Raw genomic sequence first — 25,331 nt, forward strand, 5'->3', positions numbered from 1 at the left:
TGTAGGTGAAACGCTCGCTGAGTCCCTGATTTTTGTCAGTTGTGAGCGCTGTCATCAGGGCTCTTCACAGCGAAGCGGTATGCTCCCAGTCCTTGTTTTTGATGATGGGTCACTCTGCTTCATGTCTGCTGGTCTCAACCTCGCTCAGCTCCAGGCCGTGCATTACACCGAAGGTCCATGCCTTGTTCTGGCAGGCGCCGGCTCGGGCAAGACCCGTGTGATTACGCACAAAATAGGCCGTCTGATCGAAACCGGTCTGGCGCCACGCCGCATTGCCGCTATCACTTTTACCAACAAGGCCGCCGCCGAAATGCGCGAACGCGCCGCAGGTCTGATCGGCCGCCAGGCCAAGGAGGTGCTGATCTGCACCTTCCACTCGCTAGGCGTGCGCATGGTGCGCGAGGACGGCCACATCCTCGGTCTCAAGCCCCAGTTCAGCATTCTGGACACCGACGATGTCACCGGCATCCTCAAGGACTGCGCGGGCGGCACCACCGATATGGCGACGGCCCGCCAGTGGCAGTGGACCATCAGCGGCTGGAAGAATCAGGGCTGGGACAGCCGCAAGGCCCTGGCCATGGCGCAGGACGACAACGAGCGCAGCACCGCTCTCATCATGCAGCGCTATGAAGAGCGCCTGACCGCCTACCAGAGCGTGGACTTCGACGACCTGATCGGCATGCCCATGCGCCTGCTGCGCGGCCACCCCGAGGTGCGCGAAAAATGGCAACGCCTGCTGGGCCATGTGCTGGTGGACGAATATCAGGACACCAATGCCACGCAGTACGAGCTGCTCAAATTCCTGGTGGGCGAGCGCGCCCACTTCACGGCCGTGGGAGACGACGATCAGTCGATCTACGGCTGGCGCGGCGCCACGCTGGACAACCTCAGGAAGCTGCCCGTGGACTTTCCGCAGCTCAAGGTCATCAAGCTGGAGCAGAACTACCGCTCCACCAGCGCCATCCTGCGCGCCGCCAACAATGTGATCGGCCCCAACCCCAAGCTATTTCCCAAGACACTGTTTTCGGAACTCGGCGAGGGCGAACCCGTGCGCATCGTCGACTGCGACACCGAAGAGCACGAGGCCGAGCGTGCCGTGGCCCGCATCCAGAGCCTGCGCGCCAATATGAACCCGCAGCCCGCGTGGAAGGACTTCGCCATCCTCTACCGCGCCAACCACCAGGCCAAGCCCTTCGAGAAGGCGCTGCGCAAGGCCAACATCCCCTACAAGGTCTCGGGCGGCACCAGCTTTTTCGACCGCGCCGAGATCAAGGACCTGTGTGCATGGTTCCGCCTCTGGATCAACAACGACGACGACCCGGCGTTTCTGCGCTCCATAGGCACGCCCAAGCGCGGCATCGGTCACACCACGCTGGGCAAGCTCGGGGAGTTCTCCGCTGCGCACAAGCTCAGCATGTTCGGCTCGCTGTTCAATGCCATGCTGGAGGAGGCGCTGCCGCGCAAGGCCTTCGAAAGCCTGCTGGAATTCGGCCGCTATATCAACGACCTGGAATACCGTGCCCGCCACACCCTGGGCTTTGAAGCCTCGCGCAGCTTTCTGATCGACTGGCTCAAGGAAATTGGCTACGAACAGTATCTGTATGACAGCGAGGACAGCGAGTCCGTCGCCGCCGCGCGCTGGAGCAATGTGCTGGAGTTCTGTGACTGGATGGCCCAGCGCGCTGGCGGCCAGATAGAAGATGCTGCAGGCGCCGGCACCCAGACCGAGGTCAAGAGCCTGCTGGAGGTCTCGCAGAACATTGCCCTGCTCTCCACCATCAGCGAGCGTGAGAAGGAGCAGGACATGGTCGTGCTCTCCACCCTCCACGCGTCCAAGGGTCTGGAATGGCTCCATGTCATGCAGGTCGGCGTGACCGAGGGCATGCTGCCATTCAAGCTGGACGATGACGATGGCAAGCAGCAGCAGGTCAGCGATGAAACGGCAGCGCGGCTGCAGGAAGAGCGCCGCCTGATGTATGTGGGCATCACCCGCGCCCAGCGCACGCTGGCCGTGAGCTGGACCAAGCGCCGCAAAAAAGGCCGCGAGATGGTGGCCTGCCAGCCCAGCCGCTTCATCAAGGAAATGGGCCTCGATGCGGCCACGGCCAAGGAAGACCCGCGCGAGAAGCTGCGCAAGCTGCGCGAAGAATTTGCCGCGCGCAAGAACCAGGCGGCGCCAGGCGCCGCCAACTGATGACTCCACATGACTTTGAGATCTTTGATTTTCATAGCTGCCAGCGCTTTCTCCATAACAGCTTGCGCGCAGTTTGACTCCAAGCCTGTCAGCACTTGCGCGCGAGACTGGCAGATGAGCGACAAGCAGCTGCAAGGCGTATGGACGGGCTCCGTCGCCGGCAGTGAGGAAACCGCCCGCATGGTGCTGGGCCCGCATCCCGAATGGGAAGGCAATGTCAAAGGCAGCGTCAGCCGCCTGGGCAGCAGCCATCCCATGGTGGGCGATGTGAACGAGGGTACGGTCACTCTTGAAGAAAGCGCAGACGGCTCACGCATCACCGGCACCTGGCTGGGCGAAGTGGTCGAGGGCAGTTGCGGTACAGAAATTCACGGCAGTTACCAGGAGGGAGAAAATGTTCCACCACGTGCGTTCATCATGCGCAAGGCCCAACCCTGAGCAGGGCTGGGTGTTGCCAACCGCAACCGGCCTGTGCATTGATTGACCCCATGAGTATTCGCTTCTTCACCCCGCCCCCCCTGACCCTGAGCATCGGCCTGGCACTGGTCGGCGGCCTGAACCCAACCACCGCCAGCAGCGCGGAACTGCCGCCCCCCGAAAGCTGGCAGCAATGTGCTGCCACCACCAGCAACAACGACCGCCTGGCCTGCTTTGATGCCTGGGCACACAAGCAAGGCCCGGCGGCTGCGCCCCCGGCCACCGGTTGGAGTGCACCTGCAGCCAGCGCACAAGCTGCGCCGGCTCTCACTGCTGCTACCGCCTCGGCGAACGATGCCGCGCCCGCCAGTGCGGCTGGGGCGACTGTCGCCAGCGCCGACAGCGGCCTGGGTCTCTCACCCAACAACGGCGGCTGCCGCGATCCGCGCTACACCGAGGTGTCGCGCTACTTCGAGCTGGAGCCCGGCACGGACTGCGGCACCTTCAACTTCCGCGGCTACCGTCCCATGTCGGTCTCCGTGGTCGTGGGCGACGAGGTCAATCAGCAGCCCTATTCGCCCAGCCGCGGCCTGGCGACCGAGCAGCCCCACCAGAAGCACGAGATGCGCCTGCAGCTCTCGGCCCGCACCAAGATTGCCTCCGGCCTGCTGACCGGCCCTACCTCGAAGGGCAAGGATTCGCTGTGGTTCGGCTATACCCAGCAGTCCTACTGGCAGCTGTTCAACGGCGATATCTCGCGGCCCTTCCGCACCACCGACCACGAGCCCGAGGTCTTCTACGTCTACCCGACGGACGCCCAGCTGCCGCTGGGCTGGCGCTGGCGCTACTCGGGCATAGGCATAGCTCATCAGTCGAACGGCCAGAGCAACCCGCTGTCGCGCAGCTGGAACCGCTGGTATCTGATGACCGGCGCCGAGCTGGGCAACCGCTGGCAGCTGCATCTGAAGGCCTGGCAGCGCATGAAGGAGAGCGCGCTCGAGGACGACAACCCCCACATCCAGGACTACATCGGTCGCGGTGAAGTCAAGCTGGGCTGGAACGTCAACGAGCAGAACTATCTGGGCCTGACTGCACGCGGTTCGCTGGGCCAGGGCAAGGGCTCCGGTCGTATCGAGTGGCTGCGCACCCTGGGCGAAGGCTGGAACGGCGGCAAGAGCAATCTGCGCCTGCATGTTCAGCTGTTCAGCGGCTATGGCGACAGTCTGATCGACTACAACAACAAGCGTACGGTACTCAGCGTGGGCCTGAGCCTGCTGGACTTCTGAAGCCGGCCTGGTCCGCAGCCGCTGGGCCGAGCCGTGATTTACGCCAGAAAGCCAGAAGCCCGGGCCTGAGCCACCAGCAACTCGGTAAACCGCGCATAGCCTGCGGCATTGGCATGCACCTGATCGGCGCGCAAGGCACTATTGCCCAGCACCTCGCTCCAGGCATCGGCCAGCAATGCCACCCGGTTGTCCTTGGCCAAGGTTTGGTAGATGGAGTGATCCTTCATGCGCCCCGTCAACGCTGCACTCAGACTCAGCTCCGGCACGGCCACCAGCAGCACGGGCGTCGCCCTGGCTTTGCACAGCTGCAGCATGCGCGTGATCTCGCCCTGCACAACTTGCTCGCTCCTGCGCTGCAGCCAGTCGTTGCCACCGGCGCACAGAATCGCCAGCGATGGCCCGTGCTCATCGAGCAGCCCCGGCAGACGGTCCGCAATCTGTTTGCTGGTCTCGCCCGAAACACCTGCATTCACCACCTTCCAACCCGTGCGCTCGGCCAGCAGGCTGGGGTAGCCGGCATCTGCGCTGGCTCCAACACCTTGCGTCAAGGAGTCACCAAGCGCCAGCACGGTAGCCCCGGCAGGAACGGCTGCGGCCTTGGGTGTCTTCTTGCCACAGGCGCTTAGCAGCATGGCACCACCTGTCAGCAATGCTGCGGCACGCATGCATTGAAGAACATGGCGTCGGTACGGGTCAAATATCGGCTTCATGGCATCTCGCAAAACAGCGGGTGTGCAACGGCTGGAGGACTGCGCGAGGATAGCCCAGCCTCCGCCGCCTCCATGCAAGCCGCGTTGCACAACGGTAAGACTGCAAAGCAGCAGCCGTAAAAAACCGCTGCGCCCAAGGCCCAGCGGCTATGCGTGCGCAGATTGCCAATCAGTCGGGCACGACTGCAGTCACCTCGATCTCCACCTTGGCCCGGTCCTCGATCAAGGCAGCCACCTGCACGGCCGTCATGGCCACGCTGAATGAACCAATCAGTTCGCGATAGGCCTTGCCGATCTCGGCCTGCTGCGCCAGATATTCCTTCTTGTCGGTGATATACCAGGTCATGCGCACGATATGTTCAGGCCTGGCTCCACCGGCCTGCAGCACCTCGACGATATTGTGCAGAGCCTGTCTGGCCTGCGCCGCGAGGTCGTCAGTATGAAACCGGCCTTCGGCGTCCCAGCCTATCATGCCGGCCACATAGATCTGGCGGCCGCTGACGGCCACGCCATTCGCATATCCCTTGGGCCGGGGCCAGCCCGGAGGCAGCAGTACTTGCATGTTCAACTCCTGTTTTCTGTTGGATTGGATGAACTTTGCCAACGCTCGATTGCGTGGCGGATATGTTGCGGCGCAGTGATGGCCTGATGGGTTTGGAGACTGGTGAAGACCAGCACTTTCTGCGCCGTCACGCGCAGCTGTCCCTCAGGACCTGTGCAATCCACATCGAGCGTCAGCGAACGATTGCCCAGCTTGGCAACCGACAGGCCCAGACTCACGGTTTCACCCATGCGGGTGATGGCACGAAAGTCGCACCCCAGATGCACGATGGGCAGGCCCACCTTGTCCTTGTGCAGCATGTCCGCATAGCTCAGGCCCAGAGCTTGGTTGAACCAGTCTTCGACCAGCCCGTTGAACAGCACCAGATACTGGGGAAAGAAGATGATGCCCGCCGGATCGCAGTGCGCAAAACGAATCGGCATCTGCGTCACAAAGCGTTTTGAAGCCATTGCCACTTCATTCATACCCAAGCAATTCCTTCGGCAAAATCTGCCTGCAGCGCTTTTCAATCGGGCGCATGCAGCTTTTAAAAACATAGCAATCAGGTTTGATGCAGGCGAAAGCGCTGCAACTTGCCCGTGGCCGTGCGCGGCAGCTGATCGACGAACTGTACGGCCCGTGGATATTTGTAGGGAGCGACCTGGCTCTTCACAAAATCCTGCAGCTCCATGACCATGGCATCGCTGGCCACATGGCCGGCACGCAGCACCACAAAAGCCTTGACGATCTGGCCTCGCTCGCTGTCGGCCACGCCAATCACCGCGCATTCAGCCACAGAACCGTGCTGCATCAGGGCCTCTTCGACTTCGGGTGCAGCGATGTTGTATCCGGCCGAGATGATCATGTCGTCGGTGCGTGCCTGATAAACGAAGTAGCCGTCGACATCCATCAGATAGGCATCGCCCGTCAGATTCCAGCCCCGGCTCACATACTTGGTCTGACGGCTGTCGTTGAGATAGCGGCACCCCGTTGGACCCTGCACGGCCAGTCTGCCCACGGTGCCGGGCGGTACCTCGAGCCCCGCATCATCCACCACCTTGGCCCGATAGCCGGGCACGGCCTTGCCGGTGGCACCGGGACGGGCCTCCTCTTCGCGGTGCGAGATGAAGATGTGCAGCATCTCGGTAGAACCGATGCCGTCAATGATTTCAATACCGGTCGCCTCCTTCCACAGCGCGCGTGTGGAGGCGGTCAAGGCCTCGCCCGCCGACACGCATTTGCGCAGCCGGGTGCGGCGGATGCGTTCGCCCTGCTGGGCCATCACACGATAGGACGTGGGCGCAGTGAACACCACACTGGCACCAAATCGCTCAATGCCATCAACCAATTGCACGGGGCCGGCTTTCTCCAGCAAGGCCATGCTGGCCCCGATGGACATAGGGAACAGCACCTGCCCCCCCAACCCGAAAGTGAATGCCAGCGGAGGACTGCCTATGAACACATCGTCGGCATTGGCACGCAGCGTATGCACGGGCCAGCAGGCGCAGACCGCCATCACATCACGATGAAAATGCATGGTGGCCTTGGGCACGCCCGTGGTGCCCGAGGTGAAGCCCAGCAGGCAGGTATCGGTGGCTGCAGTTTCCACGGCCTGGAAGTCATCGCCCGCCCGCTCCATCAGGCGCTCCAGTGCATCGGCTTCCACACTGTTGAAATAGCGCACGGCCTTGAGCGTGCTGGTTTTTTCCTGCGCACCCTGCACCTCGGTGCGCAGTGCCGCATCGCACAGCGCATGGCTGATCTGCGCTATGTCGATGATGGTGGACAGCTCCTTGGCCCGCAGCAGCGGCATGGCGGCCACGGCAATGCCCCCGGCCTTGATGACGCCAAACCAGCAGGCCACCATCATGGGATTGTTAGGTGCGCAAAGCAACACGCGGTTGCCCGGCTGCAGTCCCAGCTCCTGCGTCAGCACATTGGCGATGCGATTGGCCTTGAGCTGCAGATCCGCATAGCTCCAGCGCAGGCCTTCGGCCTGAATGCACAAGCGGTCGCCGCGCCCCTCGCTCACATGTCTATCCAGCAGCTCCACAGCACAGTTCAGGCGCTCGGGGAACCGCAGCTCGGGCAGCTCGAAAATGAACTCGGGCTGCTGTTCGGGCGGTGGCAGGTTGTCGGCAGCAAAGGTATCGATATGCGCGGTGTACGACATGATTCCGATCTTTCAGGCAAAAACAGGATCAAACGCTTGATACAAAAGCGCCATCAGCTATGACTTTTGATAAGGTCACGCCCAATGATGAGCTGCTGCACCTCGGTCGCGCCTTCGTAGATGCGCAGGGCGCGAATCTCCCGGTAAAGGCGCTCCACAGGCTGCTCGCTGACCACGCCCAGGCCGCCCCAGATCTGCACGGCGGCATCGATCACCTGCTGGGCGTTTTCCGTCGCCGTCATCTTGGCCATGGCGGCTTCCCTTGTCACGTTCTCGCCCTGGTCACGCAACCAGGCTGCGCGATAGGTCAGCAGCGCCGCGCTGTCGATCTGCGTGGCCATCTGCGCCAGCTTGGCCTGGGTGAGCTGAAAATCAGCCAGCACGCCGCCGAACATCTTGCGGCTGGTCGCGCGCTGCAATGCCTCATCCATGGCACGACGCGCAAAGCCCAACGATGCGGCGGCCACCGAGGTGCGGAACACATCAAGCGTGCGCATCGCCACCTTGAAGCCCTCGCCGGCCGCGCCCACGAGCTGGGCGGCAGGCACGCGGCAGTTCGAAAACTTCAAACGCGCCAGCGGGTGTGGCGCGATGACGTTGATACGCTCGGCAATCTCAAAGCCCGGGGTGCCGGCCTCCACGATCAGTGCCGACAGACCACGCGAACCCGCAGCCTCGCCGGTACGCACAAAAACGACATAGAAGTCGGCAATCCCCCCGTTGGAAATCCAGGTCTTCTCGCCGTTGATGACATAGTGATCACCTTCCAGCCTGGCCTCGCAGGCCATGGCCGCCACGTCCGAGCCGGCGTCGGGCTCGGACAGCGCAAAGGCTGAGATCGCATCGCCCCTGGCCACCAGGCTCAGATAGCGTTTTTTCTGCTCCTCGCTGCCCGCCAGAGAAATCGCCCCCGAACCCAGACCCTGCATGGCAAACGCAAAGTCGGCCAGCCCGCTATGACGCGCCAGAGTCTCCCGGATCAGGCAGATGGCTCTTGTATCAATATGCTCTCCCGCACCGCCATAGGCCGTACCCGCAACCGCATGACGCAGCCAGCCTGCCTCGCCCAGGGCCTTGACCAGTTGTCGGCATTCGGCATCCACATCGGGGCCATGGGAATGCGCAATGTTCTGCCTGGCCCAGGCATCTAGCGACTGGGCCAGACGAGCGTGATGGGCTTCAAAAAAAGGCCACTTCAGATAGCTGGTGTCTGCCATATCAGTTTCCTTGAAAGACTGGCTTTTGCTTGGCCACGAACGCGTGATAGGCACGCGAGAAATCCTCGGTCAGCATGCACAGGGCCTGGGCCTGGGCTTCGGCTTCGATGGCCTGCTCTATGGTCATGGCCCATTCCTGGTGCAGCATGGTCTTGGTAATGCCGTTGGCAAAGCTGGGACCGGCAGCCAGATCGGCAGCCAGCTTCTGCGCCTCGGCCAGCACGCTCTCAGGTTCGCACAGACGGTTGAAGAAGCCCCAGCGCTCGCCCTCCTCGCCACCCAGGCTGCGTCCCGTATAGAGCAGCTCGCTCGCACGCCCCTGACCAATGATGCGCGGCAGCATGGCGCAGGCCCCCATGTCGCAGCCCGCCAGCCCCACGCGGTTGAACAGGAATGCGGTCTTGCTGCGCGCAGTGCCCAGGCGCATGTCCGAGGCCATGGCCATGATGGCCCCAGCCCCCGCACATACGCCATCGATTGCCGCAATGATGGGCTGGGGGCAGGCACGCATGGTCTTGACCAGCTCGCCCGTCATGCGGGTGAACATCAAAAGCTCGGGGGCCTTGAGCGCGACCAGCGGACCGATGATTTCATGCACATCGCCACCCGAGCAGAAGTTGCCGCCGGCGCCGACCAGCACCACGGCCTTCACATCCTGCGCCCACTTGAGCTGGTGAAACAGGTCGCGCAGCTCGGCATAGGAATCAAACGTCAGCGGATTCTTGCGCTCCGGGCGATTGAGGGTGATGGTGGCCACACCATCTGTCACCTGCCACTGGAAATGCGTGGCCTTATATCCCGCCAGCAGCTTGTGATTGCCAGCTTGCAGCGCTGGATCGATTGCATATTCGCTCATGTCTGTCTCCAAAGATCCGGTTCACATGACTTCGCCACCAGCGACGGCTATGGCTTGCCCGGTAATACTTGATGCGCCTCGCCCACATAGCCACAGCACGGCGTCCGCCACCTCGTGCGGCTGTACCAGGCGGCCTTGAGGGTTGGATTTGACGAACTCGGCCATTGCCTGCTCTGGTGTGCGGCCGGTCTTGGCTACGACGCGGTCAATGCTGGTTTTGACAATCTCGGTTTCGGTATAGCCGGGGCAGACGGCGTTGACGGTGATCCCGATCTTGGCGTACTCCAGCGCCAGAGCTCGTGTCAGACCCACCACGCCATGCTTGGCCGCCACATAGGCGGCGACATAGGCATAGCCCACCAAACCGGCCGTGCTGGCCACATTGACGATGCGCCCCCAGCCCGAAGCGGACATGGCCGGCAGCACTTGCTGAATGCAGTGCATGGTGCCGCTCAGGTTGACGGCCAGCATCTGCTGCCAATGCGCGGCATCCATCTTCATGAATGGTGCACTGCCGGCCTGACCTGCGTTGTTGATCAGGATACTGATGGCACCTTGCGCAGCCACTGCCTTTTCAAACGCCGTTTTCACCTGTGATTCATCCGCCACATCGGCCAGTACCATCCGGCATTGACCGGGATGTTCTTCCACCAGTTTTTGCAGCGGCTCGGCGCGACGCCCCAGCACCGTGACGCGAGCGCCCTGCGCCAGCAACTGGCGTGCAATCGCCTCGCCAATGCCCTGGCCCGCGCCTGTCACCAGCGCATGTTGATCGTTCAGATCGCCTGTCATTGAGTTCTCCATCGCTCACGAAACTGGCGCGAACCGCCACACGGACACCAAGGAAGAGCCACCCCACGCCACGGGTGCCGCCCCCTCCCATAGCGCGCAGCGTGTGGAGAGAGGGGGGAAGGCGCGCAGCGGCTCAGGGGGTGCTTCATTTCAAGGCCTTTTCGCGCTCGAACAAGGCTTCCATCTGGCGCTTGCCTTGGAAGTATTGTTTGGGCCAGACGATAGGCGTGTAGCCTATCTTGGCGGCCTCGGTCAGCGTCCAGGCCGGATTGGCCAGATGCGGTCTGGCAATCGCACACAGATCGGCACGCCCTGCAGCAATGATGCTGTTGGCATGGTCGGCCTCGCTGATCGCGCCCACGGCCATGGTCGCAATACCGGCCTCTTGTCGGATGCGGTCTGCAAACGGGGTTTGATACATGCGGCCAAACACCGGCTTTTCGAGCTTGCTGACCTGCCCCGATGAGCAGTCGATCAGATCGGCACCTGCGGCCTTGAAGGCCTTGGCAATCTGTACCGCATCTTCGGGCGTGATGCCGCCCGGCACCCAGTCATGGGCAGAGATGCGCACGGACATGGGCTTGTCCTGCGGCCAAACGGCACGCATGGCCTTGAACACTTCCAGCGGGTAGCGCAAGCGGTTTTCCAGGCTGCCGCCATATTCATCACTGCGCTGATTGGTCAGCGGCGAGATAAAGCCCGACAGCAGATAGCCGTGCGCACAATGCAGCTCCAGCCAGTCCACGCCGATGTCGGCCGCCATTTGCGCAGCATGCACAAACTGCTGCAGCACCTCATCCATGTCGGCGCGTGTCATGGCCCTGGAGATCTGGCTCACTCCCTGCAGATATTGCTGCTCCGACGCTGCCATGACGGGCCAGTTGCCCTGCTCCAGCGGCAGATCCGTACCTTCCCAGGCCAGCCGCGTCGAGGCCTTGGCACCCGCATGGCCGATCTGCATGGCGAACTTGGCATCGGTGTTGGTGTGAATCCAGTCGCTGATGCGTTTCCAGGCCTGCTTTTGCTCAGCGCTATAAGTACCCGGGCAGCCAGGCGTGATGCGCCCCTCGGGGCTGACACAGGCCATCTCGGCAAACACCAGACCGGCGCCGCCAAGCGCACGCGCACCCAGGTGAACGAGGTGAAACTCACCAGGCACGCCATCAACCGCAGAGTACTGTGCCATGGGAGAGACCACGATACGGTTCTTCAGCGTGATGCCGCGCAGGGTATAGGGCAGGAACATGGGCGGCGGCGCCTTGGCATCGACCGCGACACCGCTTCTTTCGGCCAGCCATTTCTCATAGCCGCCAAGCCACTGCGCATCACGCAGTCGCAGGTTTTCATGGCTGATGCGCTGACTGCGCGTGAGCATGGAGTACATGAACTGCTCGGGCTCCAGCTGGTCGCAATAGCGCTGGCCGCAGACCTCGAACCACTCCATCGCATTCCAGGCCGCATTCTGAATGCGCAGCGTCTCAACGCGACGCGCTTCCTGATAGGCCGCCAGCACCTCGGGAATATGCGCAGCCGCATCACCCCGCAGCTTGAACTGGCGAGCCAGCTCGATCGCATCCTCGATCGCCAGCTTGGTTCCTGAGCCAATGGCGAAATGTGCTGTATGCACGGCATCGCCCATCAGCACCACATGGCTGCCCTTGCGGTTTTTCAACCACCACTGATCGCAGACCACGCGCTGAAAGTTGATCCAGGCCGAGCCGCGCAGATGGCGGGCATTGGTCATCAGTTTCTCGCCCTGAAGATTGTCCGCGAACAACTTTTCACAGAAGGCAATGGACTGCTCTTGATCGGCGGTGTCAAGACCGCTGGCTTTCCAGCATTCCTCCGTGGTCTCCACGATGAAGGTCGAGGTCTTGTCGTCGAACTTGTAGATATGCGCCTGAAACCAGCCATGCGGCGTGCGCACGAAATCAAAGGTGAATGCCTCGTAGACCTTGTTCGTCCCCAGCCAGATATAGCGATTGGGGCGGGTGACGATATCGGGCTTGAAGACGTCGGCGTACTTGCTGCGGATGCGTGAGTTCACGCCATCGCAGGCAATCACAAGGTCGGCATCCGGATAGTCCTCGTCGCTTTGCACATCGGTCTCGAACACCAGGTTCACACCCAGCTGTTCGCATCGTGCTTGCAGGATATTGAGCAGATGCTTGCGGCCAATCCCCACAAAACCATGTCCTCCGGAGCGAATCTTGCGCCCTTTGAACAACAACTCGATATCGTCCCAATGGTTGAAAGCCTGCTCGATCTGCGCGGCTGTCACCGGGTCCCAGTCGCGCATATTGTCCATGGTGGCATCGGAGAAAACCACGCCCCAGCCAAAGGTGTCGTAGGGCTTGTTGCGCTCCACCACCGTCACCTCATGCGCAGGGCTCATCTGCTTCATCAGCAAAGCGAAGTACAAGCCGGCGGGGCCACCACCTATGCAGACAATTTTCATGACAGTGATCCGTTCCTGGCTTTTGAAAAATTACTTTATATCTAAATTATTAATGCATGAAATTTTCACTAGAATCCGGCCAAACCCTGAACCCAAAGCACGCTAGTTTGCGCACCATGCCAACCATGGCCCAACACAATCCGGATTTCTCCATCGACATGCCCGAAGCCCCGGGACGCGAGGCTGGCCTGTCCCACTCCGACCATCAGGCCGTGCGCCTGTGGCTGCGCCTTCTGACCTGCAGCACACAGATCGAGCAAGTCATTCGCAGCCAGCTACGCACAGAGTTCGGCACGACCTTGCCTCGTTTTGACTACCTGGCACAACTCAGCCGCTTTCCCAAAGGTCTGCGCATGAAGACCCTGTCGGAATATCTGATGGTGACCGGCGGCAATGTGACCGGACTGACCGATCAACTGGTGGCCGAAGGCTGGGTGGAACGCGTGGCTGACGAGGAAGACCGCCGCTCCATGATCGTGCGCCTGACCCGCTCGGGCAAAAAGCAGTTCAAGGCCATGGCTGCTGCGCATGAGCTATGGCTTGAGCAGTTGCTGACTCCGCTGGGCAGCAAAAACGCCAGCGATCTGTATGAACAACTGGGCAAGCTCAGACAGGTGCTGAGCTCGCCAGAAAGTGCCTGAGCCCGAAAAAACACCGTTTTGTGACAATTTCATGGAGAATGCCCTGCACGCAGTCCTGCGTGACACAGGCTTGGGGGGCATGGTTCATGGATTTACTGCATCTGCGATATCGGCTCAAGTCCGGGTTCTACTATCTCTACGACATGCGTGATGCACCCAACGCCATCACGGGAGAGCGCCCCTATCGTCTCAAGACCGAGCTGGTCGCCATCGCGTTTGACCGAATCACCGGTCGCGTGCACCAGCATGGTCACCCCACCCGCATTCACTCCTGGGCCATGGGCGCGCAACGCCGTCTGCGCATGGCAGGAGACTGGGAAGGCGCAAACCGGCTGGTCGTGGTCTCCGGCCCGCTGCCCGAAGAAGAAATCAACAAATGCCTGAGCGTGCAAGGCTATTGCCGCTGGATGCTGATGCGTCTGGCCAGCATGCCGCATGGCAAATTTGCAGCCCATCGTGCAGGCAGCCGCAGCAGCTGGCAAAGACGCGAATCCGGCCAGCAGCGCCGTGCGGCCTGATCTCCCATCAAATCTCCTTCCAGTGCTTATTGGTCAAGCGCATAGCGCTATCAAATCAGGAATCAGCATCTTCAGCGGAATTGTCATCCGCCTCGGCCACTTCGGGCATTTTCACAATCGTCACCGGCAGCCGGCTGTGTCTGGCCACCTCGCGTGAGACCGAGCCGATCAGAATGCTGCCCAGGCCGCTCTGGCCCGTGGCACCGATGATGATCTGATCGCATTCATTGCTCTCGGCAATATCGATCAGGGTATTGGCCTCTTCGCCCAGGCTGATCTCTACTTCATAGGAGGCCCCTGCCTCCTTGAGAAGATCCTGTGCAGGCGCCACCAGATCCATGCCGGCTTCGATGCTGGCGTTGGCGATCAGATCTGAATCTGTGGTTGCAAGCTCCAGCAGCGTGGCCTCCTTCTGCACATGAGCTATTACAAAGTGAGCATCCAGTCCGCTCTGCAAAAGCTTGATGCCGTGGCGTACGGCCTCAAGTGCGACATCCGATCCATCCACCGCAATCATGATCTTGAGCATGGCAACCTCCTGTTCGTCTTGCGCACCAGTGTAGGCCCAGGCTGCAAAGACGGGTTGCGAATCTGGGGCAAGCACCGGCTATTGCAGCAGTGCTTGCGGGCATCTGGGAAAATAGCGGGCTATGCTGCAGTTTGACCTTCTCAAGACCGACCCGACCAGCCACGCGCGCCGTGGCACCTTGACGCTTAACCACGGCAAGGTCCAGACCCCCATCTTCATGCCCGTTGGCACCTATGGCACCGTCAAGGGCGTGATGCCGCGCAGCCTCGAAGAAATGGGCGCACAGATCATCCTGGGCAACACCTTCCATCTGTGGATGCGCCCAGGTCTGGACATCATGAAGTCCTTTGGCGGTCTGCACGACTTTGAGAAGTGGGACAAGCCCATACTGACCGACTCGGGGGGCTTCCAGGTCTGGTCGCTGGGTGCGATGCGCAAGATCACCGAAGAAGGCGTGCATTTCCAGAGTCCCGTGAACGGCGACAAGCTGTTCATGTCGCCCGAGGTCAGCATGCAGATCCAGACGATTCTGAATTCGGACATCGTCATGCAACTCGACGAGTGCACGCCCTACGAAACCAACGGCAAGAAGACCACCGAAGCCGAAGCGCGCAAGTCCATGGAGATGAGCCGTCGCTGGGCCAAGCGCTCCAAGGAGGAATTCCAGCGCCTGGAAAACCCCAATGCCTTGTTCGGCATCGTGCAAGGCGGCATGTACACCAATCTGCGCGAGGAATCGCTGCAGGGTCTGCTGGAAATCGATTTTCCCGGCTATGCCGTGGGTGGCGTCTCCGTGGGTGAGCCCAAGGACGAAATGCTGGAGATCATGGCCCACACGCCGCATCTGCTGCCCGCCAACAAGCCGCGCTACCTGATGGGTGTAGGAACACCCGAAGACCTGGTGCAAGGCGTGGCCGATGGCGTCGACATGTTTGACTGCGTGATGCCTACCCGCAATGCGCGCAACGGCACCATCTTCACGCGCTACGGCGATCTGAAGATCCGCAACGCTCGTCACAAGGTGGACCACCAGCCCATAGACACCACCTGCACCTGCCACGCCTGCGCGGGCAAGAGCGGCGTGAGCTGGGACGATGGCGGCCGCGAAGGCTTCAGCCGTGCCTATCTGCACCACCTGGACCGCTGCGGCGAGATGCTGGGCCCCATGCTCACCACCATCCACAATCTGCACTATTACCTGAACCTGATGCAGGAAATCCGCAACGCACTGGACGCAGGCACTTTTGCCGAGTTCCGCGCCCAATTCAAGGCCGACCGCGCACGCGGGGTCTGAGCCACCCATCATCTGCCACAGCAGAACCTCGAAAAGCCAGAGCGAGTCTCTGGCTTTTTTCATTCGGCGGCTGACATCCGGTTTGTCTGGAGTCCGTCAAATGAAAAACATCGTCAATTGCGCGCTGCAAAACCGCTTTGGCAATCGTTTTTCTATATGTTTTTGTTAGAACCACAACATCTGACGGCAACAACAGGCATTTTTGGCGATTGATATCGAATTCGCAAAGAGCCACTGAAGAAAATTCCACGAAACGCTCGCGGCCCCTCTCCCATGACCGAAGCCTCCGCACCCAAGCCAACGCCGCTGCCGCAGACCGCTGCCCCCAGGACATGGGCAGCGGCGCTCGGGCTTGGGGGCCTGGTGTTGCTAGCCGCCTTGTTGGGCATACTGGGGCGCCCCATGGGATTTCTCTCGGCGATCTGGCCCGCAAACGCGCTGCTGCTGGGCCTTTTGCTGCACCGCCCTGACTGGCTGCGCCCGAGCTCGGTGCTGGCGGTTTCGGCGGCCTATATCGCAGCCGATCTGCTCACAGGCAGCCGGCTCGATGTGGCGATCCTGCTGAGCATCGCCAATATGGCCGGTGTGGGCGCGGCCTGGGCGCTGATGCACAGGCAGCGCCATGCCACTTTGTTCATGCAACGCCAGTCCTCCGCCCTGCTGCTGTTTGTGGGCAGTGGTCTGGGCGCACTGACGGCCGCGCTGCTGGGAGCTCCGGTGCTGAGCGCCGTTTTCGGGACGCCGCACTGGCAGGCCTTTTCCATGTGGCTGAGCAGCGAATGGCTGAACTACATGATGTTTTTGCCCATTGTCCTGGCCTGGCCGACACGCAAGCAGCCAGTTGGGCATCTGGGCGAGCCCTCCCCCTTGCGCCGCATCCTGCCCTTGCTGTCTGTCATTGCGCTGGAAGCCATCAGCTACTGGATCAAAGGTCCCGGCTCGCTGGCGTTCTCGCTGCCGGCTCTCATATGGTGCGCGCTGAGCTATCGCATCTTCAGTCTGACGCTGATCACGGCAACACTTTGCCTGAGCAGCATCATTTTCATTTCGCTGGGCACGCTTGAATTCACACCCGCGCATTTTCTCGAAACGCTGTCATTTCGCATGGAGCTATGCATGCTGGTGCTGGGCCCGCTGGCGGTGGCCGGATCGCATATGGCGCGCAACGAGCTGATGCAAAAGCTCAGTCATGCCGTCAACCACGACTTTCTGACCGATATGCTGGCACGCGGTGCCTTCATGAAGCAGGGGCAAAGAATACTGGAGCGTTGCCGCCAGGATGGCCAGCCCTTCGCCATTCTGATGCTGGATCTCGACCATTTCAAACAGATCAACGACAGCTTCGGCCATGCGGGAGGCGACCAATTGCTGCGCAGCTTCAGCCAGACCCTGAGCCAGGTGCTGCGCGCTCAGGACATCGTGGGCCGCATGGGAGGTGAGGAATTCGCCGTGGCCCTGCCCAAGGTGGACGCAACCGCTGCGCAGGAGATCGCCAAGCGCATCAACCGCGCCATCCGGGAGCTGCGCGTGCCCATGAATGACAAGACGATGAGTGCCACGGTCAGCATTGGCCTGGTCCATACCGCAAGCCTGCAAGCGCATCAAAGCCTGGACATGCTGCTGCAGCAGGCAGACCAGGCTTTGTATGAGGCCAAGGCCGCCGGGCGCAATCGCGTCAGTTCACAGCTTTGCTGAGCGCGACACGCCACTGTGCCCCCGACAAGCCGATAGCCCGCCCCAAGGTCATCCGGGCTCGCCTGACCCGGAGGCGGGCGGTGCTGCAACCGCCGCATCGGTACGCGGCAGCAGCATCTTGCCGGCTGCAGTGCCGCAGCTATGACAAAAGCGTGAGAACGCGCTCTTGCGGGTACTGCAGCTGCCGCAATGGTCGAACAGGCCGATACCGCAGTGAGGGCAGAAGTCGATCTCGGTGTTCTTGAGATCCACCGGGCGCTCGCAGCCCGGGCACACATTCTTGGACAGCCGCTCCAGCGCCACGTCATAGCTCAGTTCTTCACGGCGCTGCTCTTCGGGCAAGGACTCCTGCAGCTTCTGTTTTTCCAGATAGCGGTTGAGCGCCAGAATGGCATAGCGCCCCAGCAATACCGTCACCAAAATGCCGACGATATAGCGCACATAGCCGCCGTAGTCGGGCAGATAAGGTACCAACTCGACAAAGAAGGCGAACAGCGCAAAAAAGATAAAGCCCCAGACAAATGGCCACCAGGTGCTCTTGCGCTTCTTGGCGAACAGCCAGCCCGCCACGCCCAGCAGGGGCAAAGTGATGGCCAGACGGAACAGAAACACGCGCAGCTCGCTGGCGCGCATGGCGGCTTCATACTGGGGATAGGCCTGCTCGCGCAGACTGCTCATCTCGGCATCGGCGCTGGAGACTGCCTGATTGGCCTCCAGATGGGTCTGGGCCTCTTTCTCGCGCTCCTGGCGGGCCATGTCTTCGGCCTGCTTGAGTGCATCCAGCGCCTTGCTGCGTGCGACCAACTCGGCGTCCTGCTCGGGGCGCTCCGTGGCCCGGCGGGTCGCCACCCAGTTGTCAAAGGTGTCGCGCGCCGACTGGTAGCGCGCACGCTCGGCGTCGAACTTGAGCTGGGCCCTGTCCAGGGCCTTCTGGGTCACGCCGGCCGTCTTCCGGGCCTGGTCGATTTGGGCCTGCACACGCTGTGCATCAGCCTCAGGAATAAAAGACTCGATCTCCAGCGAGCGATCGGGCTGCGGCAGGTTGCCCACCACCAGCCCACCCAGACCGATCAGGAAGAAGGCAAACACCAACGCGACCAGCCAGAGGCCACGGCGAAACCATTTCTCGGGCAAACGCAGAGACTTGCTCATTTTCAATTACTCCAAAAACGTAGCACCATACGCATACTCAGCAAGGCCTTGAAGCCAAAAAGACTCAAACTCACTGCACGGTGCGCACGGCCGATGCCAGTTGCGTGCGCTGCAACCACTGGGTCACGGAGTCCACCGTCACCGTCTCGATGCGGCTGGCAAAGCGCTTTTCATTCGGATGATCGTCAAACGCGATATTGGCAGCCGTCATGCGCCCGCCCAGTCGCGAGAACGCCCGGATGATGAGCGCGCTGGGCTCATAGCCCTTGGACTGCAACCAGGCCTGAGCCTGTGCGCGGTTCTGAATCGCCGCCGGCTCCATGGCGGCTGCCAGCGTCTCGGTCGCCCATTGGTTCGACTGCTGGTATTTGCTGCTCCAGACATAGCTGACCATGCTGTAGGGCTCGTTTTGCAGGCGCAGCACCGTGGGAGCGTTCAGGAACTTGAGCAGGGCCTGCTGCACCGCCGGTGTCGGGATCTGGATGGCGGCTTCATAGCGCCACATATCGTCAAGAAAGAACTCGCCCAGGCCCTGGCGGTAGATATGGCCGGATGCCGTGCCGCACTCGTTGAGCTTGTGGGCCACGCGCCAGGGGCCGGCAGGCGTTCTGTAGGCCCAGCCATAGTGCGAGTACTTGAGATCGTATTTGCTCAGGTCCTGCCCTTGCCGCGCCAGCAGCACGACCTGCGTGCCGTTCTTCTGAAATTCGGTATCCAGCGCCTTGGCGGTGCGCGCGGCCAGATTCAGCCCCTTGGCCATCACATCGGCGGTCAGCGGACGGTCTTCACAGCTGCGGCCGGCCTCGGCCGAGCCGGCCCAGGCAATCAACGCGGCGCCCAGCGCCAGCGCCACAGGGCCGTGAATGGGCATGCCGGCGCGTCGAGCGGGCGCCATGGCTTGTACAACGCTTGTAGCTTCCTTGATCATGCGAGCCTCCAGCTTCTTGAATTACAGACGCTCGTTGTGCATCAGCGCCTTGCCGATTTCGTTGGGGATGAAAGCCAGCACCTTGCCTGCCGTGGACAGAATCACGCCGGCCGCCGTGGCGCTGGTTTGCACCACCGTGCCCACGCCGACCGACAGCGCGCCTGCGGCCTGGCCGGAGACCTTGACCACGGCCGAGGTGCCGTCGGCCACATTCTTGAGCACATAGGTCACGCCTGTGGCACTGCTTTCCACGGCCTCAACGATCACGGATGCACCTGCCGCCGACAGAAACAGGGGGATTGCCACGACTTCCTCCGAAGCGCCACCCGATACCGCTGCAACCACCGATGCCACAGGCAGGGCCGACAGCACCAGAGAGGCTTCGCTCTGGGCGTGGACTGCGCTGCCGCCCAGCAAGGCAAAGGCCGCGCCCAGGGCGCACAAGCTGTTGCGAAGAGGACGGATAAAGGTCAGGACGTTGATCACAAATGGCTCCCGGTGGTTGTTGAAATGGGCCGCGATTTGCATGCGGCGACGAACGAATCATCCATGCGCCCGAAACTTCGGCCCTGTGTTTTGTCAAAATCAGCAAGCGGCAGGTCTCGCAGTATCGAGAAGCGATACTTCCCGCCCGCTGCCAGTGCTCAAACCAGTTGCAGCTTGCACATCTTGCCCCACTCCCGCGCCCACAACTTTCAAAAATCATCAGGCAATCCATGCGGCTTCACTCTCAGACCTTCGCCCTGCACCAACCTTCACGCCGGCAAAGCCGGCTTGCAGCAGCGCTTGCCACGGCCATGTCCACGCTAGCTGTCTCGGCACTGGCGCAGGGCAGCAGCATTCCTGCTTTTTCGCAGATGCCGCCGGGCCCTCTGGGAGGGCCCTGGCACTTTGCCACCCTGCCCAACAAGAACCCGACGGCATTCAATGTGGTGGACCAGGATGGCGGGCATGTGCTGCGCGTGAGCACACAGGACGCCTATGGCAATATGGTTCACACGCTGCACCTGACTGCTTCGCCCGATCTGCAACTGCAGTGGCGCTGGCGCGTGGATCAGCTGATCGACAAGGCCGATATCAAAACCAGAGCCGGTGACGATGCGGCGCTCAAGCTCTGCATATCATTCGACTTTGACAAATCGCAGCTGAGCTTTGGTGAACGGGCCAAGCTGCGCCTGGGAAAAATCAGCACCGGAGAAGATATTCCGGCCGAGACGCTGTGCTATGTCTGGGACAACAAGCAACCCACAGGCACGGTCATGCACAACGCGTTCACGCATCGCATGCGCTATATCGTGCTGCAAAGCGGCAGCACGCACAAAGGCCAGTGGGTGGCGGAACAGCGCAACCTGGCGTCCGACTATCTGCACGCCTTTGGCGACGAGTCCCAGGCCATGCCCACCATCATCGGCGTCACCGTCTCGGCGGACTCGGACAACACCCATGGCGAAGGACTGGCCTACATGGGTGATATCCGGCTTCTGCCCTGATCTTCCAGCCTCAACGCCGGAGCAAATCCGCCACGTTCTGCTGCAGCAGGGCCGGCGTGACAGAGGAAGCCGCCACGGGCTCGCCCACTTCCAGCCCCACACGATTGAACAGGCCGCGGCGCAGCGGCTTGACCATGGCCACATTCCTGCCACCGCGCAGCTCGATGCGGCTGAAGTAGGAGCCCCAGAGATTGGTCAGCGCCATGGGAATGACGGGAACCTGCAGGCCGTCGTCTCGCGCGTGGTCGAGAATCTTCATGATGCCGCCCTTGAAGGGTTGCAGCTCGCCATTGAAAGTGATGCCGCCCTCGGGGAAGATGGCCAGCAGATCGCCCTCGCGCAGCACCTCCGCGGCCCGTGCGAACGCGGCTTCATAGGTCGCAGGGTCCTCCTTGTGCGGCGCGATCGGAATCGCCTTGGCCAGCTTGAACAGCCAGCCCAGCACCGGCGTCTGGAAGATGCGGTGATCCATCACGAAGTGAATGGGGCGCGGGCTGGCCGCCATGAGCAAGATGGCGTCGACAAAGCTCACATGGTTGCAAACCAGCACGGCCGCGCCATCGCGCGGAATATGCTCGTCGCCACGCACCTTGAAGCGGTAGACAAAGTGGGTGATGACCCAGGCCACAAAGCGCAGCAGATATTCGGGCACCAGCAGGAACACATAGAGCGCCACGATGGCGTTGGCAATGCCGGTGATCAGAAACACCTGGGGAATGCTGCAACCTGCGGCCAGCAGGGCACCGGCCAGCACGGCCGAGGCGATCATGAACAGCGCGTTCAGGATATTGTTGGCCGCGATGATGCGCGCGCGGTGCGTGGGCTGGCTGCGCATCTGGATCAGCGCATACATGGGCACGCTGTAGATGCCCGCCGACAGCGCCAGCAGGCCCAGATCCAGCATCACGCGCCAGTGTTTGGCCTCTCCAAAAAAGGCGTTCACGCCCATCAGCTCGGAGGGCGGCAGCGCGCGTGTGGCAAAGAACAGATCAATCGCAAACACGCTCATGCCAATCGCGCCCAGCGGCACCAGGCCGATCTCCACCTGGCGACGGCTGAACACTTCGCACAGCAGCGAGCCGATGCCTATGCCCACCGAGAAGATCACCAGCAGCAGCGATGCCACATGTTCGTCGCCATGCAGCACCTCCTTGGCGAAACTGGGGAACTGCGAGAGAAACACCGCGCCGAAGAACCACATCCAGCTGATGCCCAGCAGCGAGCGGAACACCACGGGCTGCTGGCGTGCCAGCTGGAGGTTGCGCCAGGTTTCGGTGAACGGGTTCCAGTTGATGACCAGGCCCGGATCGGTCGCGGGCGCATGAGGGATGAACTGCGCGCAGATGCGGCCCACGACCGCGACGGCCACGCAGGCCATGGCGACCTGCATATGACCGACCTCGGGCACGGCGATCAGCAGGCCGCCAGCGACCTGACCGAGCAGAATGGCGACAAAAGTGCCCATCTCCACCATGCCGTTGCCGCCCGTGAGTTCGCGGTCGTTGAGCACCTGGGGCAGATAGGCGAACTTGACGGGGCCGAACAGCGTGGAGTGCAGCCCCATGAGGAACACGCACAGCAGCAGCACCGGCACATTGGCCTGGACAAAGCCCCAGGCCGCAATCAGCATGATGGCGATCTCGAGGTTCTTGACCAGACGGAACATGCGGGTCTTGTCCCACTTGTCGGTCAGCTGACCCGAAGTGGCCGAAAACAGCAGATAAGGCAGGGTGAAAAGCGCACCGATCACCAGGCCGGCCATGGAAGGCGGCAGCCACGAGACGCTGAGCTGATAGGTAACCATCACCGTGAAGGCGAACTTGAAGAGATTGTCATTGCCCGCACCGGCAAACTGCGTCCAGAAAAACGGCGCAAAGCGACGCTGGCCCAGCAGGGCAAACTGGTTGGGGTGGGCATGCTGCTGTGCAGCGGCGGCCGTATGCACGGTCGGCGTGGAATTCATGGATCTCTCCCTGTGGCGCTGCTGGCATTGTGCCAACTTGCCCGGATTTTTTTGTAGGTTTTATGCGGCTGACGCTTGTTGAACATGCGCCAGCCGCTATGAATATTACGACTCACGCCACTGCTTCAAGGCACGCAGCACAGGCCATGCGGCGGCGGCGGCCATCCAATGCTTGAGGCTGTGGCCGGAGATTGAGTGCGCGGTCACATCGAAGACATCGCCGTCCGAGAACTCCAGCAGCTTGGCAACGAGGTACAAGCCGAGAACCCAGCCCAGCTCCATGGGCAGCGCATGACGACGCGGTGCCACAAAGGCCAGCCACAGGAGAGTCAGCATGCCGCCGCCTTGCACCAGCACCCAGGGCAGCACATTGCTGGTCTGCGCCCAGACCGCCACGCTGGCAGGTGCGGCCACCAGCAATACTCCGGCAGTGATGCGGGCGCTGATGTCGTCAATACGCGTCTGTACCGCCAGGCCCAGCAAGCCGGCGAAAGCCAGGCTCATGCCCAGCCGGTCCCAGACCAGGCTCGAATCCTGCGGTGCCCAGTGATAGTACGCAGACCCTGCCCCCGAGCACAGCAGGCCCGTGAAGAACAGGGCGCACAGGGCACGCGCCGTGCCGTTGAGCTTTTGATAGTCGGCACGCGCCAGTGCGACCCAGCCCGCCAGTCCCGCCAGCACAAACCCCAGATTGCTCAACACATCGGCCGCATGGGGCACGCCCAGCCAGCCGCGCCGGTCGGCAAAGGCGTGGTAGTGCTCGGGCTGAGCCATGCCAGGCATCAGCAGCGCCAGCGTGAACAGCAAGGCCATGCCCCCGAACAAGGCAAAGCGCTGCTCCAACGTGCCCGAGATCTCGGGGTTCGTCATTTCCACGGTCGTGATCGATGAGGTATGCAGTTGCATGGCGCTTCCTTGTGTGATTGCCGCGCAGTATGGAAACCCGCCGAAGCAGCGGCATCAATCTTCTAAACTTGCCCCATACCGCTGCACTGCCAGTACTACCAACCGATACCATGAGCACGACTGCCGATCTCGTCACCGCCATCAAGAAAGAACTCAAGGCCGCGCAGATGACCTATGCCGACCTGGCCCAGGCCATAGGCATGGCCGAATCCAGCGTCAAGCGCATGCTGGCCAAGGGCGACATGCCGCTGTCGCGCATCGACGAGATCTGCCGTGCCCTGCACCTGGATTTTGCCGATCTGGCCCGCAATGTGGCCGACAGTCGGCCGCTGCTGCAGCAGATCACGCGCGAGCAGGAGATTGCCGTGGTTGCCGACCGCAAGCTGCTGCTCACGGCCATCTGCGTGCTCAGCCAGTGGACGCTGGAGCAGATAGTCGCCACCTACCGCATCAGCGAGCCCGAGGGCATCGGCTATCTGGCGCAGCTGGACCGCATCGGCATCATCGAGCTGCGTCCTGGCAACCGCTACAAGCTGCGCCTGGCCAAGACCTTCCGCTGGCAGACCAACGGCCCGGTGATGGACTTCTTCCGCGAGAACGCTGTGCTGGACTACTTTGGCGGCACTTTTGCCGGCGAGGACGAGACCATGCTGCTGGTGCATGGCTCCATCGCCCCCAGCCTGGCGCCCAGCTTCGTGGAGCGCATCCAGCGCATCGGTCAGGACTTCTCGCAGCAGCATCTGCAGGATCAGCGCCTGGGGCCCAACAAGATCGAGGGCTACACCCTGGTGCTGGGCATGCGCAAATGGGAGCTGCCCGCCTTTGCGGCCTTGCGCCGGTAGACTGTCACTCCAAAATATGTAGCTAAATGCGCTTGCTGCATCTGCGTTATTCGCCTGTTTTATACATTCTTCACCAAACAGACACACAAGATTGCAAGACTTCGCACAGCGGCAACCCGCGGTTGACGCTGGCCTTCCAACATGGAGCCCAAGGGATGCCTGGACCCACAGACAGCCCGCTACCCATGAAGGAGGCGTATATGCTGACAATCCGCAACACCATCCACACCGTCGCTGCCGCAGGCGCACTCGCCTTGCTGGGCTTTGCCGGTAGTGCACAGGCCCAAAGCGCTTACTGGGCGGGTGCCAGCCAGGGCGCCTATGTGAACGTGCAGTTCAACGCACCGCCCCCGGTCCGCTATGAAGCCGTGCCCGCTCCGCGCCGTGGCTATGTCTGGGCTCCGGGTTACTGGGAGCCGCGCGGCCACCGCCATGTCTGGCGCGCCGGCCACTGGGTGCAGAACCGCCCCGGCTATGTGTACCGCCAGCCCATCTGGGTACAGCACGGCAACCGCTGGGACTACCGCGCCAGCCGCTGGGACAGGGATGGCGACGGCGTGCCCAACCGCCATGACCGCAACCCCCACAACCCCTATCGCCGCTAAAAGCCTGTTGAAGCTTTAAGCCCTGATCGCTCCCTCCGCTGGCCCTCCGAGTCATCACTTTCCAGCGGATTTCAGCCCATGTCTCGCAAGAGATCTGGGCTTTTTTGCATTAACCCCACAAGCT

24 protein-coding genes are annotated in these 25,331 nt (G+C 61.8%); 10 read left to right on the top strand and 14 right to left on the bottom strand.

The features are described 5' to 3' along the window. Positions 1–121 precede the first annotated feature (121 nt). The 3 genes from ACWGXF_RS08295 to ACWGXF_RS08305 all read left to right on the top strand — a co-directional run bounded on the left by ACWGXF_RS08295 (position 122) and on the right by ACWGXF_RS08305 (position 3,897). Complete coding sequence (locus ACWGXF_RS08295; protein WP_256629646.1) at positions 122–2,194, top strand: ATP-dependent helicase; 2,073 nt, start codon at positions 122–124, stop codon at positions 2,192–2,194. Between the two features lie 114 nt (positions 2,195–2,308). Beyond that, positions 2,309–2,632 carry a hypothetical protein gene (locus tag ACWGXF_RS08300; RefSeq protein WP_003065599.1) on the top strand — a complete coding sequence of 108 codons (324 nt, stop codon included), beginning with the start codon at positions 2,309–2,311 and terminating at the stop codon, positions 2,630–2,632. Between the two features lie 50 nt (positions 2,633–2,682). Beyond that, positions 2,683–3,897, top strand: coding sequence for a phospholipase A (locus tag ACWGXF_RS08305; RefSeq protein ID WP_452101833.1), 1,215 nt, complete (start codon positions 2,683–2,685; stop codon positions 3,895–3,897). A gap of 38 nt (positions 3,898–3,935) precedes the next feature. Here ACWGXF_RS08305 and ACWGXF_RS08310 read toward each other — a convergent pair whose 3' ends face one another. From ACWGXF_RS08310 to ACWGXF_RS08345, 8 genes are all read right to left on the bottom strand, one after another. Further along, entirely contained in the window at positions 3,936–4,607 is a 672-nt protein-coding gene (locus ACWGXF_RS08310) for a GDSL-type esterase/lipase family protein (RefSeq protein WP_012836822.1), read from the bottom strand. Between the two features lie 169 nt (positions 4,608–4,776). Beyond that, the gene (locus ACWGXF_RS08315) at positions 4,777–5,169 is read right to left on the bottom strand and encodes a RidA family protein (RefSeq protein WP_012836821.1); all 393 of its coding nucleotides are present in this window, start codon (positions 5,167–5,169) and stop codon (positions 4,777–4,779) included. A gap of 2 nt (positions 5,170–5,171) precedes the next feature. Then, complete coding sequence (locus ACWGXF_RS08320; RefSeq protein ID WP_256629645.1) at positions 5,172–5,633, bottom strand: acyl-CoA thioesterase; 462 nt, start codon at positions 5,631–5,633, stop codon at positions 5,172–5,174. A 77-nt stretch (positions 5,634–5,710) separates the two neighbouring features. Continuing rightward, the gene (locus ACWGXF_RS08325) at positions 5,711–7,321 is read right to left on the bottom strand and encodes a benzoate-CoA ligase family protein (protein ID WP_003065612.1); all 1,611 of its coding nucleotides are present in this window, start codon (positions 7,319–7,321) and stop codon (positions 5,711–5,713) included. A gap of 53 nt (positions 7,322–7,374) precedes the next feature. Then, on the bottom strand, positions 7,375–8,538 hold the full coding sequence (locus tag ACWGXF_RS08330; protein ID WP_256629644.1) for an acyl-CoA dehydrogenase family protein: 1,164 nt from the start codon (positions 8,536–8,538) through the stop codon (positions 7,375–7,377). A 1-nt stretch (position 8,539) separates the two neighbouring features. Beyond that, positions 8,540–9,394: an enoyl-CoA hydratase family protein gene (locus ACWGXF_RS08335; protein WP_256629643.1), complete on the bottom strand. Its 855-nt coding sequence runs from the start codon at positions 9,392–9,394 to the stop codon at positions 8,540–8,542. Between the two features lie 21 nt (positions 9,395–9,415). Next, positions 9,416–10,186, bottom strand: coding sequence for an SDR family NAD(P)-dependent oxidoreductase (locus tag ACWGXF_RS08340; protein WP_452101834.1), 771 nt, complete (start codon positions 10,184–10,186; stop codon positions 9,416–9,418). 145 nt (positions 10,187–10,331) lie between these two features. Beyond that, positions 10,332–12,644 (bottom strand): bifunctional salicylyl-CoA 5-hydroxylase/oxidoreductase, encoded by a 2,313-nt coding sequence (locus ACWGXF_RS08345; RefSeq protein ID WP_452101835.1) that lies wholly within the window; start codon positions 12,642–12,644, stop codon positions 10,332–10,334. 116 nt (positions 12,645–12,760) lie between these two features. On the opposite strand from ACWGXF_RS08345, the gene ACWGXF_RS08350 reads away from it, so the two are divergent. Further along, on the top strand, positions 12,761–13,285 hold the full coding sequence (locus ACWGXF_RS08350) for a MarR family winged helix-turn-helix transcriptional regulator (RefSeq protein WP_012836814.1): 525 nt from the start codon (positions 12,761–12,763) through the stop codon (positions 13,283–13,285). Between the two features lie 38 nt (positions 13,286–13,323). Next, a complete protein-coding gene (locus tag ACWGXF_RS08355; RefSeq protein ID WP_050788965.1) occupies positions 13,324–13,803 on the top strand; it encodes a hypothetical protein in 480 nt (159 codons plus the stop codon). 55 nt (positions 13,804–13,858) lie between these two features. On the opposite strand, the gene ACWGXF_RS08360 is transcribed toward ACWGXF_RS08355, so the two are convergent. Beyond that, positions 13,859–14,332 carry a universal stress protein gene (locus tag ACWGXF_RS08360; RefSeq protein WP_012836812.1) on the bottom strand — a complete coding sequence of 158 codons (474 nt, stop codon included), beginning with the start codon at positions 14,330–14,332 and terminating at the stop codon, positions 13,859–13,861. A 121-nt stretch (positions 14,333–14,453) separates the two neighbouring features. Here ACWGXF_RS08360 and tgt point away from each other — a divergent pair, with 121 nt between their 5' ends. Further along, the gene (tgt, locus tag ACWGXF_RS08365; RefSeq protein WP_003065625.1) at positions 14,454–15,626 is read left to right on the top strand and encodes a tRNA guanosine(34) transglycosylase Tgt; all 1,173 of its coding nucleotides are present in this window, start codon (positions 14,454–14,456) and stop codon (positions 15,624–15,626) included. 273 nt (positions 15,627–15,899) lie between these two features. Further along, the gene (locus tag ACWGXF_RS08370; protein WP_452101836.1) at positions 15,900–17,321 is read left to right on the top strand and encodes a diguanylate cyclase domain-containing protein; all 1,422 of its coding nucleotides are present in this window, start codon (positions 15,900–15,902) and stop codon (positions 17,319–17,321) included. A 48-nt stretch (positions 17,322–17,369) separates the two neighbouring features. Here the strand turns inward: ACWGXF_RS08370 and ACWGXF_RS08375 are convergent, their stop codons facing one another. The 3 genes from ACWGXF_RS08375 to ACWGXF_RS08385 all read right to left on the bottom strand — a co-directional run bounded on the left by ACWGXF_RS08375 (position 17,370) and on the right by ACWGXF_RS08385 (position 19,929). Then, positions 17,370–18,473, bottom strand: coding sequence for a serine endopeptidase (locus tag ACWGXF_RS08375; RefSeq protein WP_452101837.1), 1,104 nt, complete (start codon positions 18,471–18,473; stop codon positions 17,370–17,372). A 70-nt stretch (positions 18,474–18,543) separates the two neighbouring features. After that, on the bottom strand, positions 18,544–19,401 hold the full coding sequence (locus tag ACWGXF_RS08380; protein WP_452101838.1) for a DUF2145 domain-containing protein: 858 nt from the start codon (positions 19,399–19,401) through the stop codon (positions 18,544–18,546). 21 nt (positions 19,402–19,422) lie between these two features. Further along, complete coding sequence (locus ACWGXF_RS08385; protein WP_452101839.1) at positions 19,423–19,929, bottom strand: hypothetical protein; 507 nt, start codon at positions 19,927–19,929, stop codon at positions 19,423–19,425. Positions 19,930–20,198: 269 nt separating this feature from the next. Here ACWGXF_RS08385 and ACWGXF_RS08390 point away from each other — a divergent pair, with 269 nt between their 5' ends. Next, positions 20,199–20,891 carry a DUF3047 domain-containing protein gene (locus ACWGXF_RS08390; RefSeq protein WP_012836807.1) on the top strand — a complete coding sequence of 231 codons (693 nt, stop codon included), beginning with the start codon at positions 20,199–20,201 and terminating at the stop codon, positions 20,889–20,891. A 10-nt stretch (positions 20,892–20,901) separates the two neighbouring features. Here ACWGXF_RS08390 and ACWGXF_RS08395 read toward each other — a convergent pair whose 3' ends face one another. Together ACWGXF_RS08395 and ACWGXF_RS08400 are read right to left on the bottom strand one after the other, a co-directional pair. Next, the gene (locus ACWGXF_RS08395) at positions 20,902–22,854 is read right to left on the bottom strand and encodes an MFS transporter (protein ID WP_012836806.1); all 1,953 of its coding nucleotides are present in this window, start codon (positions 22,852–22,854) and stop codon (positions 20,902–20,904) included. Positions 22,855–22,959: 105 nt separating this feature from the next. Further along, positions 22,960–23,760 carry a hypothetical protein gene (locus ACWGXF_RS08400; protein WP_452101840.1) on the bottom strand — a complete coding sequence of 267 codons (801 nt, stop codon included), beginning with the start codon at positions 23,758–23,760 and terminating at the stop codon, positions 22,960–22,962. A 110-nt stretch (positions 23,761–23,870) separates the two neighbouring features. Here ACWGXF_RS08400 and ACWGXF_RS08405 point away from each other — a divergent pair, with 110 nt between their 5' ends. Together ACWGXF_RS08405 and ACWGXF_RS08410 are read left to right on the top strand one after the other, a co-directional pair. Beyond that, positions 23,871–24,602, top strand: coding sequence for a helix-turn-helix domain-containing protein (locus ACWGXF_RS08405; protein WP_003065639.1), 732 nt, complete (start codon positions 23,871–23,873; stop codon positions 24,600–24,602). 200 nt (positions 24,603–24,802) lie between these two features. Further along, the gene (locus ACWGXF_RS08410; protein WP_256629636.1) at positions 24,803–25,207 is read left to right on the top strand and encodes a YXWGXW repeat-containing protein; all 405 of its coding nucleotides are present in this window, start codon (positions 24,803–24,805) and stop codon (positions 25,205–25,207) included. Positions 25,208–25,331 lie beyond the last annotated feature (124 nt).

The organism is Comamonas sp. HJ-2, assembly GCF_053615495.1.